This is a genomic window from Mesorhizobium sp. M7A.F.Ca.US.014.04.1.1, assembly GCF_003998745.1.
Lineage (GTDB): Bacteria > Pseudomonadota > Alphaproteobacteria > Rhizobiales > Rhizobiaceae > Mesorhizobium > Mesorhizobium ciceri.
The window spans coordinates 1-17,453 of sequence record NZ_RZRW01000055.1; the positions used below are offsets into that span (position 1 = coordinate 1).

Annotated in this window: 13 protein-coding genes and 1 pseudogene; 11 read left to right on the forward strand and 3 right to left on the reverse strand. The window is 63.1% G+C overall.

Annotated features, from left to right (window positions below; all coding sequences use genetic code 11):
- On the forward strand, positions 1 to 874 hold an 874-nt coding region (locus tag EOA22_RS06015; protein ID WP_127389879.1), incomplete at its 5' end, for an aldehyde dehydrogenase family protein.
- 151 nt (positions 875 to 1,025) lie between these two features.
- Positions 1,026 to 1,982, forward strand: coding sequence for a LysR family transcriptional regulator (locus tag EOA22_RS06020; protein WP_063168703.1), 957 nt, complete (start codon positions 1,026 to 1,028; stop codon positions 1,980 to 1,982).
- 7 nt (positions 1,983 to 1,989) lie between these two features.
- Here EOA22_RS06020 and argE read toward each other — a convergent pair whose 3' ends face one another.
- Positions 1,990 to 3,150 (reverse strand): acetylornithine deacetylase, encoded by a 1,161-nt coding sequence (gene argE / locus EOA22_RS06025; protein ID WP_063168702.1) that lies wholly within the window; start codon positions 3,148 to 3,150, stop codon positions 1,990 to 1,992.
- A 276-nt stretch (positions 3,151 to 3,426) separates the two neighbouring features.
- Between argE and EOA22_RS06030 the strand changes: the two genes are divergently transcribed.
- Complete coding sequence (locus EOA22_RS06030) at positions 3,427 to 5,496, forward strand: NAD(P)-binding protein (protein WP_063168701.1); 2,070 nt, start codon at positions 3,427 to 3,429, stop codon at positions 5,494 to 5,496.
- Positions 5,497 to 5,616: 120 nt separating this feature from the next.
- Here EOA22_RS06030 and EOA22_RS06035 read toward each other — a convergent pair whose 3' ends face one another.
- Both EOA22_RS06035 and EOA22_RS06040 read right to left on the reverse strand, forming a co-directional pair.
- Positions 5,617 to 6,750 (reverse strand): hypothetical protein, encoded by a 1,134-nt coding sequence (locus EOA22_RS06035; protein ID WP_063168700.1) that lies wholly within the window; start codon positions 6,748 to 6,750, stop codon positions 5,617 to 5,619.
- Between the two features lie 148 nt (positions 6,751 to 6,898).
- Complete coding sequence (locus EOA22_RS06040; RefSeq protein ID WP_063168699.1) at positions 6,899 to 7,426, reverse strand: hypothetical protein; 528 nt, start codon at positions 7,424 to 7,426, stop codon at positions 6,899 to 6,901.
- Positions 7,427 to 7,701: 275 nt separating this feature from the next.
- Between EOA22_RS06040 and EOA22_RS06045 the strand changes: the two genes are divergently transcribed.
- From EOA22_RS06045 to EOA22_RS06080, 8 genes and pseudogenes are all read left to right on the forward strand, one after another.
- On the forward strand, positions 7,702 to 8,304 hold the full coding sequence (locus EOA22_RS06045) for an ANTAR domain-containing response regulator (RefSeq protein WP_013530455.1): 603 nt from the start codon (positions 7,702 to 7,704) through the stop codon (positions 8,302 to 8,304).
- A 2-nt stretch (positions 8,305 to 8,306) separates the two neighbouring features.
- Positions 8,307 to 9,545 carry a CmpA/NrtA family ABC transporter substrate-binding protein gene (locus EOA22_RS06050; protein ID WP_063170300.1) on the forward strand — a complete coding sequence of 413 codons (1,239 nt, stop codon included), beginning with the start codon at positions 8,307 to 8,309 and terminating at the stop codon, positions 9,543 to 9,545.
- Positions 9,546 to 9,901: 356 nt separating this feature from the next.
- A pseudogene (locus EOA22_RS06055) lies at positions 9,902 to 11,218 on the forward strand (CmpA/NrtA family ABC transporter substrate-binding protein).
- A 68-nt stretch (positions 11,219 to 11,286) separates the two neighbouring features.
- Positions 11,287 to 12,177: a nitrate ABC transporter permease gene (ntrB, locus tag EOA22_RS06060; protein ID WP_013530458.1), complete on the forward strand. Its 891-nt coding sequence runs from the start codon at positions 11,287 to 11,289 to the stop codon at positions 12,175 to 12,177.
- A gap of 11 nt (positions 12,178 to 12,188) precedes the next feature.
- Positions 12,189 to 12,986 (forward strand): ABC transporter ATP-binding protein, encoded by a 798-nt coding sequence (locus EOA22_RS06065; RefSeq protein ID WP_013530459.1) that lies wholly within the window; start codon positions 12,189 to 12,191, stop codon positions 12,984 to 12,986.
- 4 nt (positions 12,987 to 12,990) lie between these two features.
- A complete protein-coding gene (gene nirB / locus EOA22_RS06070) occupies positions 12,991 to 15,441 on the forward strand; it encodes a nitrite reductase large subunit NirB (RefSeq protein ID WP_024503965.1) in 2,451 nt (816 codons plus the stop codon).
- 5 nt (positions 15,442 to 15,446) lie between these two features.
- A complete protein-coding gene (nirD, locus tag EOA22_RS06075; RefSeq protein WP_063168698.1) occupies positions 15,447 to 15,776 on the forward strand; it encodes a nitrite reductase small subunit NirD in 330 nt (109 codons plus the stop codon).
- Between the two features lie 4 nt (positions 15,777 to 15,780).
- The coding region (locus tag EOA22_RS06080; RefSeq protein ID WP_164755274.1) for a molybdopterin-dependent oxidoreductase at positions 15,781 to 17,453 on the forward strand (1,673 nt) is incomplete at its 3' end.

A 17,453-nucleotide genomic window follows, 5' to 3' on the forward strand; every position in this document is an offset into this window, starting at 1 on the left:
GGCGATGGAGGCGGGCCTGCCTGCCGGCGTGCTCAATGTTGTGCCCGGCCTTGGCGAAACCGCCGGCCAGGCGCTTGGCCGCCATATGGATGTGGATTGCCTCGCCTTCACCGGTTCGACCGCGGTGGGCAAGATGTTCCTGCAGTACTCCGGGCAGTCGAACATGAAGCAGGTCTGGCTGGAGACCGGCGGCAAGAGCCCCAACCTCGTCTTTGCCGACTGCGGGGATCTCGATGTGGTGGCCGATATGGCGGCCTTCGGCATCTTCTTCAACCAGGGCGAGGTCTGTTCCGCCAATTCACGCCTGCTCGTCCAGCGCGGCATCAAGGATGCCTTGGTGGAGAAACTGGTGCAGCGTGCGGCGGCCACGCAGCCCGGCGATCCGCTCGATCCGATTTCGAAAATGGGCGCGATGGTCGATAGTCGCCACGCCGCCAATGTCATGCGCTTCGTCGAGGCCGGTAAAAAGACCGCGCGCCTGGTCGCGGGCGGCGACATGGTCACGGTCAATGGGCGCGGCAGCTTTGTCCAGCCCACCATTTTCGACGATGTCACGCCTGCCGATCCGATTGCCCGCGACGAGATCTTCGGGCCGGTGCTTTCGGTCATTGCCTTCGATGACGAGGCCGACGCGATCCGCATCGCTAATGACAGCCCCTACGGGCTCGCCGCATCGCTGTGGACCGACAGCCTGTCGCGCGCGCACCGCATCGCCGGGCGGCTGCAGGCCGGCACAGTTTCCGTCAACAAGGTCGACGCTCTGAGCCCGATGACGCCGTTCGGTGGTTTCAAGCAATCCGGCTTCGGCCGCGACCTGTCGCTGCATGCGCTCGACAAGTACACCGCGCTCAAAACGACATGGATCAAATATTGATGGGCGCCTAGAGCGCATCGCGATCGAACGGATTCAAGTGATGCGCTTTAGGCCTTTGCTCCATGCATGTCGTTTGCGCAAAACCGGGGCCACTTTTGCGCGACATGCATTAGGCTTGATCGAAGCCCTCAAACCGGCAACATAGCCAGCCATGCCGCTACGCTTCACGCTCAGACAGCTGGAATATTTCGTTGCCGTGGGCGAAGCCGGCTCCATCGCCAAGGCGGCCGAGCAGGTCAATGTGTCGCCGCCATCGATTTCGGCCTCGATCGCGCAGTTGGAAACCGAGTTCGGCGTCCAGCTTTTTGTCCGCAAGCATTCGCACGGCCTCTCGCTCACCGCCGGTGGCCGCATCTTCCTCAAGGAAGCCGCCCGGCTGCTCAATGATGCCGATGCCTTGCATGACGTCGCCGGCGATTTTGCCGAGAAGGTGCGCGGCCCGCTGGCGGTGGGATGCCTGCTGACCTTTGCGCAGATCGTGCTGCCGGCGCTGCGCATGCGGTTCGAGCGTGCTTATCCCGATGTGCGCGTGCGCCAGTTCGAGCGCAATCAGGGGCAATTGCTTGAGATGCTGCAGCGCGGTGAAATCGACCTTGCCCTGACCTACGATCTCGAACTGTCGCAGGATATGACCTTCGAGCCGCTGATGTTGGTGCCGGCCTATGTCATGCTGCCGGCGGGCCATCGTTTCGCGGCCAAGGCGTCGATCACGACGGAGGAACTGGCCGACGAGCCGATGGTGCTGCTCGACCTGCCGTACAGCCGCGAATATTTCCTGTCGGCATTCCACCAGCGAGGGATCCGGCCCAACATTGCCGAGCGCACCGGCGACATTGCGGTCATGCGCTCCATGGTGGCCAACGGCTTCGGCTACGGCATCGCCAACATGCGGCCGCTCAACACGCTGGCGCCGGACGGCAAGCCGCTCGTCTTCGTGCCGTTGGACGGTGACCTGCGGCCGCTGACCATGGGCGTCGCCTTGCCCAATTCCGAACATCGTACGCAATCCGCCCAGGCGTTCATCGACCACTGCCGGCATTTTGTCGTCGAGCAAGGTGTGTTCGGCGCCGAGCGGGCCGTCGGCCAGGCAGCGCTTCCGCAGAAGTAGCGCCCGCTTACGCCAGTTGCTGGTCGGCAAGCCGCTTCAGCAATTTTTCCAGCATGTTGTCGCAGCGGCGCATCTGCTCGACGCTGACGAATTCGTCCGGCTTGTGCCCTTGCGCCATCGACCCCGGTCCGCACACGACCGTCGGCGTGCCGAGATCGCGGCTGAACAGGCCGCCTTCCGTGCCGAAGGCCATCTTGATGGTATTGTTGGCGCCGGTCAGCGATTTGACGAAGGCGACGGCTTGCGAACTGGCTGGCGTGTCCAGGCCGGGATAGGTGTTGGTGATGTCGATGTCGATTGCTGCCTCGGGCGCGATGGTCGAGGCTTCGGAAGCAATATGAGCAGCCTCCTTGCGCAGGCGGTCGAGAATCTCGTGCGGGTCGTCGGCTGCGACATTGCGGATCTCGAAGTCGACCTGGCAAAGGTTCGGCACGATGTTCAGCGCCACGCCTGCGTTGATCTTGCCGACATGGACGGTCGTGTATGAGATGTCGTAGTCGCCGTCGCGGGCGCCATCGCGCACCAGCCGGTCCTGTTCGCGGCGCAAGGCGGCGACGAAGTCGCAGCCGAGATGGATGGCGTTGAGCGCCAGCGGGGCCAGCGCCGAATGGCCTTCGCGCCCCTTGCAAAGCGCGCGTGCGGCAAGCTTGCCCTTGTGCCCCGTCGCCACCTGCATATCGGTCGGCTCGCCGACAATGCATAGCAGCGGCCGATGCGGGGCCGCTTGCAGCATGTCGACCAGGCTGCGCACACCGATGCAGCCGATCTCCTCGTCGTAGGAGAGTGCCAGGTGCAGAGGCGTCTTCAGCGTCATTTTCGCGGCCTTGAGGCACGCGGCGAGCGCGCAGGCCACAAAACCCTTCATGTCGGCCGCGCCGCGTCCGTAAAGCTTGCCGTCACGGTTCGTCATCTCGAAGGGCGGCAGCGTCCAGGCCTGGCCGTCGACGGGAACGACGTCGGTGTGACCGGACAGCATGATGCCGGAAGCATCAGTCGGTCCGATGGTGGCAAAGAGGTTGGCCTTGTGGCCGTCCTCGCTGTGGATGATCTGGCTGGCAGTGCCGTGTGCGTCTAGCAGGTCCGCCACGTAGTTGACGAGGGCGAGGTTCGAGTCGCGGCTCACCGTCGGGAATGCGAGCAGCTTTTCGAGGATCTGGATGCTGTCCATGCGTCTTGTGTCTCATTGGCCGTCGGTACTTCTAGCATCGCGTGGCCGGGGCCTTGAAGTCGCATTTGGCTCAGTCGGGATTCAGCGGATGCTAATCCGGATGTGTGCGATTAGGCGCGGCCTAACCGGCACAGAAGAAATCTGTTGTTTTCCGGCGCTTGCCGCAACTTATGAATGGTCTCACGGCATCAACCCACTGGGCTGGCCGGCTTGCGTCACGCCTCGAAACCATGATCGGGCGTGCTGCAGGGCGACGCTGGCAGGAAGGCACGTTCCATGCGCGATCCGCGTTATGATATTCTGTTTGAGCCCGTGAAGATCGGTCCGGTGACCGCCAAGAACCGCTTCTATCAGGTGCCGCATTGCAATGGCGGCGGCTATCGCGACCCTTCGGCCGCGGCCGAGATGCGCCGCACCAAGTCGGAAGGCGGCTGGGGCGTCATCTTCACCGAGCAAACCGAGATGCACCACACATCGGAGATCACGCCCTTCATCGAGCTCAGGCTGTGGGACGATGCCGATATTCCGGCGCTGGCGAAGATGGCCAAGGCAATGCACCAGCATGGCGCGCTGGCCGGCATCCAGCTGGCCTACTCAGGCATCAACGGGCCGAACCTCTACACCAAGGAAGTGCCGCGCGGGCCGTCGGCCCTGCCGATCCGCACCTTCACCAACGATCCGGTGCAGGCGCGCGCCATGGACAAGCAGGATATTCGCGACCTGCGCCGCTGGCATCGCAATGCCTTCAAACGGGCGAGGCTCGCGGGCTTCGATTTGGTGTGCCTCTACGGCGCGCATGGCTTCGGCATCATCCAGCACTTCCTGTCCACGGCCACCAACCAGCGCAGCGACGAATATGGCGGCTCGCTGGAGAACCGCTCGCGGCTGATGCGTGAGCTGATCGAAGAGGGCAGGGACGCTATCGGCGACACGTGCGGCCTGACGCTGCGGCTGTCGCTGGACGAGATGATCGGTGAGCTCGGCTTCGCCAATTCCGAAGTGCGCGACATGATCGAGATGCATGCCGATCTGCCCGACCTCTGGGACCTGGCGCATGGCGCCTGGGAGGACTGCTCCGGGCCGTCGCGGTTCAAGGAGGAGGGCGCGCAGGAGAGCCTGGTGTCCGGCATCAAGAAACTGACCTCGAAGCCGGTCGTAGGCGTCGGTCGCTTCACCTCGCCGGATGTGATGGTGAAGATGATCAAGTCCGGCACGCTGGATTTCATCGGCTGCGCGCGCCCATCGATTGCCGATCCCTTCCTGCCGAAGAAGGTGGAGGAGGGGCGCATCGAGGACATTCGCGAATGCATCGGCTGCAACATCTGCATCACCGGCGACATGACCATGTCGATCTCGCGCTGCACGCAGAACCCGACCTTCATGGAGGAATGGCGCAAGGGCTGGCATCCCGAACGCATGCAGGCCAAGGGCGATAGCGACAGCGTGCTGATCGTCGGCGCCGGCCCGGCCGGGCTGGAGGCGGCGCGTGCGCTCGGCCTGCGCGGCTATCAGGTGGCCATCGCCGAGGCCGGCACCGAACTTGGCGGCCGCGTGGCGCGCGAGTGCCGCTTGCCTGGTCTCTCGGCATGGGGACGCGTGCGCGACTACCGCCAGTACCAGATCAGCCAGATGTCCAATGTCGACGTCTATTTCGAAAGCCGATTGTCGGCGCAGGAGATACTGGACTTCGGCTTTCAGAACATTGCGCTTGCCACCGGCTCGACATGGCGCCGAGACGGCGTGGCGCGCGCGCATGTCGTGCCGATGCCGATCGACCCGGCCATGCCGGTCTACACGCCGGACGATCTGATGGCCGGCACTGTGCCGACCGGCAGTGTCGTGCTGTTCGACGACGACCACTACTACATGGGTGGCGTTCTGGCCGAGCTGATGGCGCGCCAGGGCGCGAAGGTGACGCTGGTGACGCCGTCGGCCTATGTATCCGACTGGACCCGCAACACGCTGGAGCAGGGCGCCGTCCATCGCCGGCTGGCCGAACTCGGCGTCGAGATCGTGCTGAACCGGACTGTGACGCGCATCGTGCCGGGCGGTGTTGCCACGGCGTGCGCCTATACGGGCAGCCAATTTGACATCGCCGCGGACGCCGTGGTGCTGGTCACGTCACGCCACCAGGACGATAGTGTCTGGCAGGAATTGAAGGCGCGGCGGGACGAATGGGCCGACAGCGGAATCCGCTCGATCAAAATCATCGGCGACGCCGAGGCGCCGGGTCCGATCGCCTGGGCAACCTATGCCGGTCACCGCTTCGCGCGCGAGCTGGATGAAGCCGATATCGGCGACGCACTGCCCTTCCGCCGCGAGGTCACGGCGTTGGCCGCGGAATAGGGCGCCTGCGGTTCGCTGCAGGCGACAGGGTCATCGCGTGAAGGGCGGATTTCAGCGCCGCTGCAGTGCTCGACCAGCAGGTTCTTTTAAAGTGCATAGCTGCGGGAATGGCTGTTGTCGCTACTCATCGTCGTCTTCGGTTTCCGGCTTAGGAGCCATGGCCTTAATGAAGGCATCTTCTACAGTGCGCGGAACTCTTCGACGGTCGGACATTTCAGATATTGCCTGTGCGATTGCTCCAACAGACGCCTTTCCGTCGATGCTTACGGTAGCTGTCAGATCTACAAATGTCGCAATTGCGTTTCGATAAAGCGCCGAGACCAAAAACCCAACGGGCTGACCGGAAGGTAAAACCAAGTGCTCCCGTCCAACTGGCTCGCCATGGAGAAAATTGTTTCTCGCTTGGTAAGCGAGAGCATACAGATAGCTGGGAAATGCTTTTCTTACGACGCTCTTTTTGCTCAACCGCACATCATGGACTTTTTCGCGAACTGCTTCACGCTCCCATTCACCGCGTTCAATCAATGCAAATACTTTCGCGCGGTTGGCTTCACCGCCAGGGCCAGGGTGCACGAGTATCTCAAATGCGCTTATCCAAAGCGACAGGGATCGGCCCCAGTCATATATCGTGGCGCCCGCGCTTTGCGGCATTTGCATTGCGGCATTAGCAGCGTTCAGAGAGCGAAATAGCGCAAGTTGTTCCCAGTGTGGCGTTCCGCCGGAAAATCTCTTCCTCCACCAGTCTAGCAAAACTTTTAGTAACGCTTCATCAATGTCCCAATCGCGAATCTGGACGACCGAAAGTCCTGGCGAGGAAAGCCCCCTAAATCCTTTGATCTGATGAAGTGCGCTTACGGCCGGAGTGTTCGCGATGAGGTGCTCGCCATTCCGATCGACCATCCAAGGATAAAGATCGAAAGAGTCAGAGTACATCGGTCGGGAATAATTGCGATGAGTTATGGCCGCAGCGCGTGCAAATGGGATGATGGACGCGGCAACGGCATCTCGAAAACCCGAGACAGCTTCGCTGTTGAGAAACTCGGCGGGCGTATCAGATCTCGCAACGAGCGCTGCGGGCGTAATCCTCACTCCGTGGCTGTTTGTAAACCGTCGGAAGAATGCTTTTAGATTTGGCTGCAGGGCAAAATTATCGGACAGGCGCGCGTCATCGCTGCCGATCATGGAGAATTGTTCTCCCTCAATCGGGTCTGTGACGACGATGTTCGGAAGCGCAGCGAGAATATTCCAACTCATCAAAGAAGCTCATTTCCCGGCATGATTATTTAGCGGTCGGCGCGACGCACATAAGCCTCGGCCGATCTAGGATATCGGTAGTGCGACTCTTTTCATGATCGGCTGATTGGCATCCAACGAAGCCGCAGACAATTGGATTCCGAATGATCTAGCGTTGCGCCGCTGCTCCCCGTCGATTTCTCTCCAACTCAACTCGACCAAAATTGGCGATAACGCTCTCACCCTCTTTATAGACTTTCAGCGCGAGATCTGAAGCATTGCTCAGCGTGTTGAGCGGCACACGTTTGATCGCTCGGCTTTTACGATCAGTAGCCTTCAATAATTTCGCAACGCTATTGGTCGCTAGAACATGTTCTCCACCGCTGTCGATAACCATACTGTGGGCGGCGAGGTTCCGAGCCCGGTTTACTTTTTCAACGCCGTCTGCGTAACGCAGGACTGGCTTCTTCCATTCGTCGTTGGATATCTGCGTGACAAATGCCTTCAGGATTTCAACTTTTCGGGCCGGGTCCAGGGCAGCGACAACCGCGAGTGTCAGCGCCTTCCCGCCAAGAGATAGAGCTGCCACCAAGACGGCATTTAACTGATTGTCTAAGAGTGAAGCCATGAGTACGATTCGGCCCACGACTTCACAGATCTCTTTTTCAGCTTCAGTCTCAGATTTCTTGTCGATCATTTTTCGTCCTCAGATCTGGTGCCGTTGCCGCCGTTGTAATCTCAACGCGATCAGCGCCATAGGCTGCTTGATCTCTGCCTTGGTTCCAGTTGCTGTTCCGGTCGTCTCAAACCGATTGACGTAGTGAATGCGTTAGCCGCAGTCGGTCCTACTGCCGCCAAAATCACAGCTATCCATTTCCAGCGTCCACCTCTATAGGCCTGCCAAGGCGTAGCGAGCACCGCTCTCTCTCGATACCGCATTGCACAATTCCCTCGCTTAGTCACAATGCAGGCATGGTTCGAACCGCACTCGCCGTCCTGGTGATCGATGAAAACCGCATCCGCGCCGCGATCATCGAGGCGGGTTTGCGCGAGGCCGGCCATGAGCGGGTCACCGTCATCCATGATGTGACCGGCATTGCGCGGCGGATCGCCGAGATCGAGCCCGATGTCATCGTCATCGATCTCGAAAACCCGAATCGCGACATGCTGGAAAACATGTTCCAGCTGTCGCGTGCCGTAAAACGGCCGATCGCCATGTTCGTCGACCGCTCCGACCAGGCCTCGATCGAGGCGGCGGTCGATGCCGGCGTTTCGGCCTATGTCGTCGACGGTCTGCGGCAAGAGCGCGTCAAGCCGATCCTCGACATGGCGGTCAGCCGCTTCAACGCCTTTTCGCGCATGGCACGCGAACTGGAAGAGGTTCGCGGCGAGCTCGAGAGCCGCAAGGTGATCGACCGTGCCAAGGGCATCCTGATGAAATCGCGCGGCCTCTCCGAAGAGGCGGCCTACACGCTGCTGCGCAAGACGGCGATGAACCAGAACCGCAAGATCGGCGACATCGCCCAAAGCCTGGTGACTGCCGCGGGGCTGCTGGGACCGGCGGAGGACGAATGAGCATGACTGCCGAGCACCAGATCACCGCCGGCTTCATGCCGCTTTTCGACAGCGCCGTGCTGGTCGCGGCCGGCGAGCTTGGCTTCGCCGCGCAAGAAGGCATCGATCTGAAGCTGCACCGCGAGACATCCTGGGCCAACATCCGCGACCGCATCGCCATCGGCCACTTCCATCTCGCGCATATGCTGGGACCGATGCCGCTCGCCTGCAATCTCGGGCTGACGCCGCTGGCCTCGGAAACCATCGTGCCGTTCTCGCTCGGCCTCGGCGGCAATTGCGTCACCATCTCCAATGCCGTTTGGGCCGGTATGGCGGCACACGGCGCCGAGGCCGACCTAGACCCGGCGCGCGCCGGTGCCGCACTTGGCGCGCTCATTCGCGAGCGCGCTGCGGCCGGTGGCGATCCGCTGCGCTTTGCCGTGGTGCATCCGCATTCCGGGCACAATTACGAATTGCGCTACTGGCTCGCCGCCTGCGGCATCGATCCGAGCCAAGAGATTGAGATCGTCATCGTGCCGCCGCCCTTCATGGCCGATGCGCTGGCCGCCGGCCGCATCGACGGCTACTGCGTCGGCGAACCCTGGAACAGCGCTACGGTGGCCGCCGGCACCGGCCACATCGTCACCGTCAAGGCGCGGATATGGCGCAACAGCCCGGAGAAGGTGATCGGCGTGCGCAAGGCTTGGGCAGATGAAAACCCCGAGGCCTTGGCGGCGCTGCTGCGCGCGCTGCATCACTCGGCGCGCTGGTGCCAGGATCCGGCCAACCATGGCGAACTGGCCGGGGTGATGGCGCAGGCCGGCTTCCTCGGCCTGCCGCCGACCGTGCAGATGCCGATCCTGACCGGCCATCTCCAACTGGGCGGCGGTGCGGAGCGGACCATCGACGACTTCTTCCTCCCCTTCGACAAGGCGGCGAACTTTCCGTGGAAGAGCCATGCGCTGTGGTTCTACACGCAGATGGTGCGCTGGGGGCACGTGGCGCACACGCCTGAAAGCCTTGCCATCGCCCGCGATTGCTACCGTCCCGACCTCTACCGTTCGGCGCTGAAGCCGCTCGGCGTCGCGCTTCCCGGCGCCAATTCGAAAGTCGAGGGTGCGCTCCAAATTGCCACCGCGGTCGGCGCGACAGGCGCCGGCCTTGTGCTCGGTCCTGACGGTTTCTTCGACGGTCAGATCTTCGATCCTGACGAGATCGATGCGTACATTACCGGCCAGAAATCTGCCGAGATTCAGGCCTGATCATTTCCGCGCCATCCTTGTGCATTGCACAAAAATTGTGCGCGCGATTGCCCTAATGAACAATCTTTGGCCTTCCGGCCATAGGGTTCAGTGCGCCGGCGATCAGCGCAGGCTGCGGATTTCATTGGCCTTTTTCACCTCTCTCAAAACTGGCACGGTTCCTGCTTTGAAATAGACAGGCCCTTTGCGGGTCACGGAACAGGCGTCCAATGGCGGGCGCCACAGGCAAAGCTGCCGCTCAGGTTCATGCGCGCTCCCGGTCACCCGGACGCGAAGACCTGGCTGGCGGCTTTTTTGTTTTGATCAACACGCAATCGACGACGCGGATCTCAAGCCGCGCCCAACCGGAGACGACGATGACGAAACGGATCAGGACTGGAACGACCCTCAAGGACATGACGCGCCGCGATTTTCTGGTCAGCAGCGCGATGACGGCCGGCCTGTTCGTGGCGGCCCGCAAGCTCTTCCCTTCCGGCGCCTATGCCGCGACCGCCACTCCGGAGGTCACCGGCGCCAAGCTCGGCTTCATTGCCCTCACCGATGCGGCCCCGCTGATGATCGCCAAGGAGAAGGGGCTGTTCGCCAAGTTCGGCATGCCCGATGTCGAGGTGCTCAAGCAGGCCTCCTGGGGTGCGACACGCGACAATCTGATGCTCGGCGGCGCGGCCAACGGCATCGACGGCGCTCATATCCTGACACCGCTGCCTTACCTCATGCACACCGGCAAGGTGACGCAGAACAACCAGCCGATGCCGATGGCGATCGTGGCTCGGCTCAACTACGACTGCCAGGGCATTTCGGTCGCCCAGGAATATGCCGGCACCGGTGTCGGCCTCGACGCCTCGAAGCTGAAAGACGCCTTCGCTGCCAAGAAGGCGACCGGCAAGGAAATCAAGGCCGCCATGACCTTCCCGGGCGGTACGCATGATCTGTGGCTGCGCTATTGGCTGGCCGCCGGCGGCATCGATCCCGACAAGGACGTCTCGACCATCGTCGTGCCGCCGCCGCAGATGGTGGCCAACATGAAGGTCGGCAATATGGACGTGTTCTGCGTCGGCGAGCCGTGGAACGAGCAACTCGTCCACCAGGGCGTGGGCTTCACCGCCGCCACGACAGGCGAATTGTGGAAGGGCCATCCCGAAAAGGCGCTCGGCCTGCGCGCCGAATTCATCGAGAAATATCCGAACGCCACCAAGGCGATCCTGATGGCCGTCATGGAAGCCCAGCAATGGTGCGAGGCCACCTAGAACAAGGACGAGATGGCCGCTATCATCGGCAAGCGGCAATGGATGAACGTGCCCGTCGCCGACATCATCGGCCGCCTCAAGGGCGACATCAACTATGGCAATGGCCGCGTCGCCAACGGCACCGATCTCTCCATGAAGTTCTGGAAGGGCGGCGTCTCTTATCCGTTCAAGAGCCATGATGCGTGGTTCCTTGCCGAGAACATCCGCTGGGGCAAGTTCGCGCCGACCACCGACATCAACGCGCTGGTCGACCAGGTCAACCGCGAGGATCTGTGGCGCGAGGCGGCCAAGGATCTCGGCGTCGCGGCAGCCGACGTTCCGGCGTCGTCGTCGCGCGGCGTCGAGACCTTTTTCGACGGCAAGATTTTCGATCCGGCCAACCCGTCCGCCTATCTCGACAGCCTGAAGATCAAGGCATCGGCGTAGCCTGATCGCAAGCGGCGCGCATGCGCCGCTTGCGATCACTACCTGCCCCCAAGGAGTTTTCCCCAGACATGTCGATCCAGACTATCGAGGACACCAAGGTGAAGGCCTTTCCCGCCAAGCCGGCGGAGGTCATCGCCTTCACTGCCAAGGCACGGCGCCGCTTCGAGCCGCTCGCCATCGCCGGCAAACTGGCGAGCGCGCTGGTGCCGCCCATCATCGTCATCGCGCTGATGCTGGTCGTCTGGCAGATCGCCTGTTCGTCGCCGACATCGAGCCTGCCGCCGCCGACCCAGGTGTGGAACGAGGCCTACGACCTGATAGCGCATCCGTTCTTCGACAATGGCCCGCAGGATATAGGTCTGGCCTGGCGCGTGCTGATCTCGCTGCAGCGCGTCGCCGTCGGCTTCGGCCTGGCGGCGGTCGTCGGCGTCGCGCTCGGTGCGCTGGTCGGCCAGTCGATCTGGGCGATGCGCGGCCTCGACCCGGTGTTCCAGATCCTGCGCACGGTGCCGCCGCTGGCCTGGCTGCCGCTGTCGCTGGCGGCGTTCCGTGATTCCAGCCCGTCGGCGATCTTCGTCATCTTCATCACCTCGATCTGGCCAATCATCATCAACACCGCGGTCGGCGTGCGCAACATTCCCGAGGACTACCGCAACGTCTCGCGCATCCTGCGGCTCAACCAGTTCGAATTCTTCGTCAAGATCATGGTGCCGGCCGCCGCGCCTTACATCTTCACCGGCTTGAGGATCGGCATCGGCCTGTCCTGGCTCGCCATCGTCGCCGCTGAAATGCTGACTGGCGGCGTCGGCATCGGCTTCTTCATCTGGGATGCGTGGAACTCGTCGCGGCTGCCCGACATCATCGTCGCGCTCGCCTATATCGGCGTCACCGGCTTCTGCCTCGACCGGCTGGTCGCGGCGGTCGGCGCCTTCGTCACCCGCGGCACAACGGCAAAGTGAGGAGAGGGGCGATGACGGCCTATCTGAAGCTCGACCATATCGACAAATCCTTCACGCGTGGTGCCCAGGTCAGCGAGGTGTTGAAGGACATCAGGCTGACCATCGACAAGGGCGAATTCGTCTCCATCATCGGCCATTCCGGCTGCGGCAAGTCGACCCTGCTCAATCTGATCGCCGGGCTGACCAAGGTGTCGGCCGGCGCCGTGCTGCTCGAGGACAAGGAGGTCGACAGCCCTGGACCGGAACGCGCCGTGGTGTTCCAGAACCACTCGCTGCTGCCGTGGCTGACCGTCTACGAAAACATCAACCTGGCGGTGTCGAAGGTCTTCGGCCGTTCGAAGAGCAAAGTCGAGCGGCATGACTGGATCATGCGCAATCTCGACCTCGTGCAGATGGCGCATGCCAAGGACAAGCGCCCGGCGGAAATCTCCGGGGGCATGAAGCAGCGCGTCGGCATCGCCCGGGCGCTGGCGATGGAGCCGAAGATCCTGCTGCTCGACGAGCCGTTCGGCGCGCTCGATGCGCTGACGCGGGCCCATCTGCAGGACGCGGTGATGGACATCCATTCCAGGCTCGGCTCGACGACGATCATGATCACCCATGACGTCGACGAGGCGGTGCTGCTCTCCGACCGCATCGTCATGATGACCAACGGTCCGGCGGCGACCATCGGCGAAGTGCTTGCCGTGCCGCTGGCGCGGCCGCGCCGGCGCGTCGAACTCTCTTCCGACCGGACCTTCCTGCGCTGCCGCGAGGCGGTTCTGAAGTTCCTCTACGAACGCCACCGCTTCGTCGAAGCCGCGGAGTAGCACCATGAGCGAAAGACTTGTCATCATCGGCAATGGCATGGCCCCCGGGCGCATGCTGGAGCACCTGCTGGAACAGGCTCCGGGCCGCTACACCGTCACCATCTTCAACGCCGAGCCGCGCGTCAATTACGACCGCATCATGCTGTCGCCGGTGCTGTCGGGCGAGAAGGCCTATGAGGAGATCATCATCCATGGCGACGGCTGGTACATCGCCAACAACATCACCCTCTACAAGGGCCACAAGATCGTTGCCATCGACCGGACGGCGAAGACCGTCACCTCGGATCACGGCGTCACCGAGCCCTACGACAAGCTCGTCATCGCCACCGGCTCGGTACCGTTCATCATTCCGGTTCCGGGCCATGACCTGCCGGGCGTGCTGACCTATCGCGATCTCGACGACGTGCAGGCGATGATGCTCGCTGCCCAGTCGCGGGCCAAGGCGGTGGTCATCGGCGGCGGCCTGCTGGGTCTGGAGGCGGCGGCGGGCCTCAACGCGCAAGGCATGGACGTCACCGTGCTGCATGTCATGCCGACCTTGATGGAGCGCCAGCTCGATCCGGCCGCCGGCTATCTCTTGCAGCGTGCGGTGGAGCAGCGCGGCATCAAGGTCATCACCAAGGCCAACACACAGGCTATCACCGGCAACGGCAAGGTCGGACAGGTGGAACTTGCTGACGGCACCATTATCCCAGCAACGCTTGTGGTGATGGCCGTCGGCATCAGGCCGAATTCGGCGCTGGCCAAACAGGCCGGCATCGCCGTTAACAGGGGCATCGTCGTCGATGCCGGCATGCGCAGCAACGATCCCGACATCTACGCGCTCGGCGAATGTGCCGAGGTCAACGGCCAGGTCTATGGCCTCGTCGCGCCGCTCTACGAGATGGCGCGCGTCACAGCCAGCCAGCTTGCCGGCAACGAAGCGGCGGCCTTCGTCCATATGGACACGCCGACCAAGCTCAAGGTCACCGGCATCGACCTGTTCTCGCTCGGCGACTTCGCCGAGGGCGAGGACCGCCAGGAGATCGTGCTGCGCGATGCGGCGGCCGGCGTCTACAAGCGGCTTGTGCTGAAGGACGACCGCATCATCGGCACCGTGCTCTATGGCGAGACGGCGGACGGCGCCTGGTTCAACGATCTCAAGAAAAAGCAGACCGACATATCGGAGATGCGCGATACGCTCATCTTCGGCCAGTCCTACCAGGGGGGTGCCCCGCTGGACCCTATGGCGGCCGTTGCAGCCTTGCCGGATGATGCGGAGATCTGCGGCTGCAACGGCGTTTGCAAGGGGAAGATCACCGGCGCGATCACGGCCAAGGGCCTGACCTCGCTCGACGACGTGCGCGCCCACACCAAGGCGTCGGCCTCCTGCGGCTCCTGCACCGGGCTGGTCGAGAAGCTGATGGTGCTGACCATCGGCGACAAATACAATCCAGCGGCGGTGCAGCCGATGTGCGGCTGCACGACGCTCGGTCATGACGAGGTCCGCCGGCTGATCATCGCCAAGCGCCTGAAGACCATTCCCGCCGTCATGCAGGAACTGGAATGGACGACCTCCTGCGGCTGCGCCAAATGCCGGCCGGCGCTCAATTACTATCTCGTCTGCGACTGGCCGGACGACTACGCCGACGACTACCAGTCGCGCTTCATCAACGAGCGCGTCCACGCCAACATCCAGAAGGATGGCACCTATTCGGTGGTGCCGCGCATGTGGGGCGGGGTGACCAATGCCGCTGAACTGCGCGCCATCGCCGACGTTGTCGACAAGTTTGAAATCCCGATGGTCAAGGTCACCGGCGGCCAGCGCATCGACATGCTCGGCATCCGCAAGGAAGACCTGCCGGCGGTGTGGGCCGATCTCGGCCAGGCCGGCTTCGTCTCCGGCCACGCCTATGCCAAGGGGTTGCGCACGGTGAAGACCTGCGTCGGCTCGGACTGGTGCCGCTTCGGCACGCAGGATTCGACGGGCCTCGGCATCCGCATCGAAAAATTCATGTGGGGCTCGTGGACGCCGGCCAAGGTCAAGATGGCGGTGTCGGGTTGCCCCAGGAATTGCGCCGAGGCGACCTGCAAGGATGTCGGCGTGATCTGCGTCGACTCCGGTTACGAGATCCATTTTGCCGGCGCGGCCGGCCTCGACATCAAGGGCACCGAAGTACTCGGCCTGGTCAGAACCGAGGACGAGGCGCTGGAGCATATCGTGGCGCTGACGCAGATGTACCGCGAGCAGGGCCGCTACCTCGAGCGCATCTACAAATGGGCCAAGCGCATCGGCATCCCCGAGATCAAGCGCCAGATCATGGACGATGGCGACAAGCGCAAGGCCTATTACGAGCGCTTCGTCTTCAGCCAGAAATTCGCCCAGGTCGACCCGTGGTCGGAACGCGTTTCCGGCAAGGACAAGCACGAATTCCGGCCAATGGCTTCGGTCGGTTTTGCGCAGGCGGCGGAGTGAGCGTCATGAACTGGATATCGATAGGCTCTCTCTCCGACATCCCTCGCCGCGGCGCGCGCTGCGTCGCCACGCCGGAAGGAAAAATCGCGGTCTTCCGCACCCAGGACGATCAGGTCTACGCCATCGACGACCATTGCCCGCACAGAGGCGGACCGCTCAGCCAGGGCATCGTGCACGGCGCGGCGGTGACCTGTCCCTTGCACAATTGGGTGATTTCGCTGGAAACGGGCAAGGCGCTCGGCGCCGACGAGGGCGCGGTGCGCACCATTCCGGTGCGGATCGAAGGCGAGCATCTGTTCATTGCGCTGGAAGCGCTGGTCAGCCGCGCGGCCTGACCCCATGGAGATCGATGAAGCGCGCGAGGTGAGGACCACCTGCCCCTATTGCGGGGTGGGCTGCGGCGTGCTGGCGAAGGTCGCCGCGGACGGGCAAGTGTCCGTGCGCGGCGACCCCGACCACCCGGCCAATTTCGGCCGGCTCTGCTCCAAGGGCTCGGCACTGGCCGAGACCATCGATCTCGACGGCAGGCTGCTTCATCCAGAGATCCACGGCCGCCGCGCCGGCTGGGACGAGGCGCTCGACCTCGTCGCCTCGACCTTCTCGCAAACCATTGCCGAGCACGGGCCCGATGCGGTCGCCTTCTATGTCTCCGGCCAGTTGCTGACCGAGGACTACTACGTCGCCAACAAGCTGATGAAGGGCTTTGTCGGCTCCGCCAATATCGACACCAATTCGCGCCTGTGCATGGCCTCTTCGGTCGCCGGCCACCGCCGCGCTTTCGGCTCCGACACCGTGCCCGGAACCTATGACGATCTGGAGCTTGCCGACCTGATCGTGCTGGTCGGCTCCAATCTCGCCTGGTGCCATCCGGTGCTCTACCAGCGCATCGCGGCTGCCCGGGAAAAGCGGCCGGAGATGAAGATCGTGCTGGTCGACCCGCGTCGCACCATGACCGCTGACATTGCCGATATGCATCTGGCGATCGCGCCGGATGGCGACATCGCTTTGTTCACCGGGCTGCTCGCCTACCTCGGCCAGCACAATGCGCTCGACCGCACCTATATCACGACGCACACGACGGGCTTCGGGCAAGCGCTTTTCGCCGCCTCCGCGCTGGACCTGGCTGGCGTCGCCGCTGCCACGGGCCTGAGCGAGGACGAGCTTGACCGGTTCTACAGCCTGTTCGCGGCGACCTCCAAGACCGTGACCGTCTACAGCCAAGGGGTGAACCAGTCGTCTTCGGGCACCGACAAGGTCAATGCCATCATCAACTGCCATTTGGCCACCGGCCGCATCGGCAAGCCAGGGGCAGGGCCGTTTTCGGTGACCGGCCAGCCCAACGCCATGGGCGGGCGCGAGGTCGGCGGCATGGCCAACATGCTGGCTGCCCATATGGAGATCGAAAACCCCGATCATCGCGACCGCGTGCAGCGCTTCTGGAACGCGCCGGCCGTTGCCGGAAAGCCCGGCCTGAAGGCAGTCGAGATGTTCAAGGCGGTTGCCGACGGGCACATCAAAGCGCTGTGGATCATGGCCACCAACCCGGTCGATTCGATGCCGGACGCCGATGCCGTCGAAGCGGCGATCAAGGCGTGCCCGTTCGTGGTGGTGTCGGACGTGCTGGCCCGGACCGATACCGTCCGCCACGCCCATGTCCGGCTGCCCGCCGCCGCCTGGGGCGAGAAGGATGGCACCGTCACCAATTCCGAACGCCGTGTGTCGCGCCAGCGCGCTTTTTTGCGCGTGCCCGGAGATGCGCTGCCTGACTGGCGGATTATTGCCGAGTTGGGCAAACGGATGGGGTTTGGTGAGGCGTTTTCCTACGCGTCGCCGGCGGCGGTGTTTGCCGAGCATGCCGCGCTGTCGGGTTTCGAGAATGATGGTGCGCGGGATTTCGACATCGGGGCTTATGCCGGGGTTGATGCGGAGGGATATGAGGCGCTTGAGCCGTTCCAATGGCCAGCGCCGAGCCAAGGCGCCCCCCTCTGGCCTGCCGGCCATCTCCCCCTCAA

Excerpts from the sequence above, each read along its gene's own strand:
- EOA22_RS06020 (WP_063168703.1), top strand. The coding sequence starts at position 1,026 with ATGCCGCTACGCTTCACGCTCAGACAGCTGGAATATTTCGTTGCCGTG.
- argE (WP_063168702.1), bottom strand. The coding sequence starts at position 3,150 with ATGGACAGCATCCAGATCCTCGAAAAGCTGCTCGCATTCCCGACGGTG.
- EOA22_RS06030 (WP_063168701.1), top strand. The coding sequence starts at position 3,427 with ATGCGCGATCCGCGTTATGATATTCTGTTTGAGCCCGTGAAGATCGGT.
- EOA22_RS06035 (WP_063168700.1), bottom strand. The coding sequence starts at position 6,750 with ATGAGTTGGAATATTCTCGCTGCGCTTCCGAACATCGTCGTCACAGAC.
- EOA22_RS06040 (WP_063168699.1), bottom strand. The coding sequence starts at position 7,426 with ATGATCGACAAGAAATCTGAGACTGAAGCTGAAAAAGAGATCTGTGAA.
- EOA22_RS06045 (WP_013530455.1), top strand. The coding sequence starts at position 7,702 with ATGGTTCGAACCGCACTCGCCGTCCTGGTGATCGATGAAAACCGCATC.
- EOA22_RS06050 (WP_063170300.1), top strand. The coding sequence starts at position 8,307 with ATGACTGCCGAGCACCAGATCACCGCCGGCTTCATGCCGCTTTTCGAC.
- ntrB (WP_013530458.1), top strand. The coding sequence starts at position 11,287 with ATGTCGATCCAGACTATCGAGGACACCAAGGTGAAGGCCTTTCCCGCC.
- EOA22_RS06065 (WP_013530459.1), top strand. The coding sequence starts at position 12,189 with ATGACGGCCTATCTGAAGCTCGACCATATCGACAAATCCTTCACGCGT.
- nirB (WP_024503965.1), top strand. The coding sequence starts at position 12,991 with ATGAGCGAAAGACTTGTCATCATCGGCAATGGCATGGCCCCCGGGCGC.
- nirD (WP_063168698.1), top strand. The coding sequence starts at position 15,447 with ATGAACTGGATATCGATAGGCTCTCTCTCCGACATCCCTCGCCGCGGC.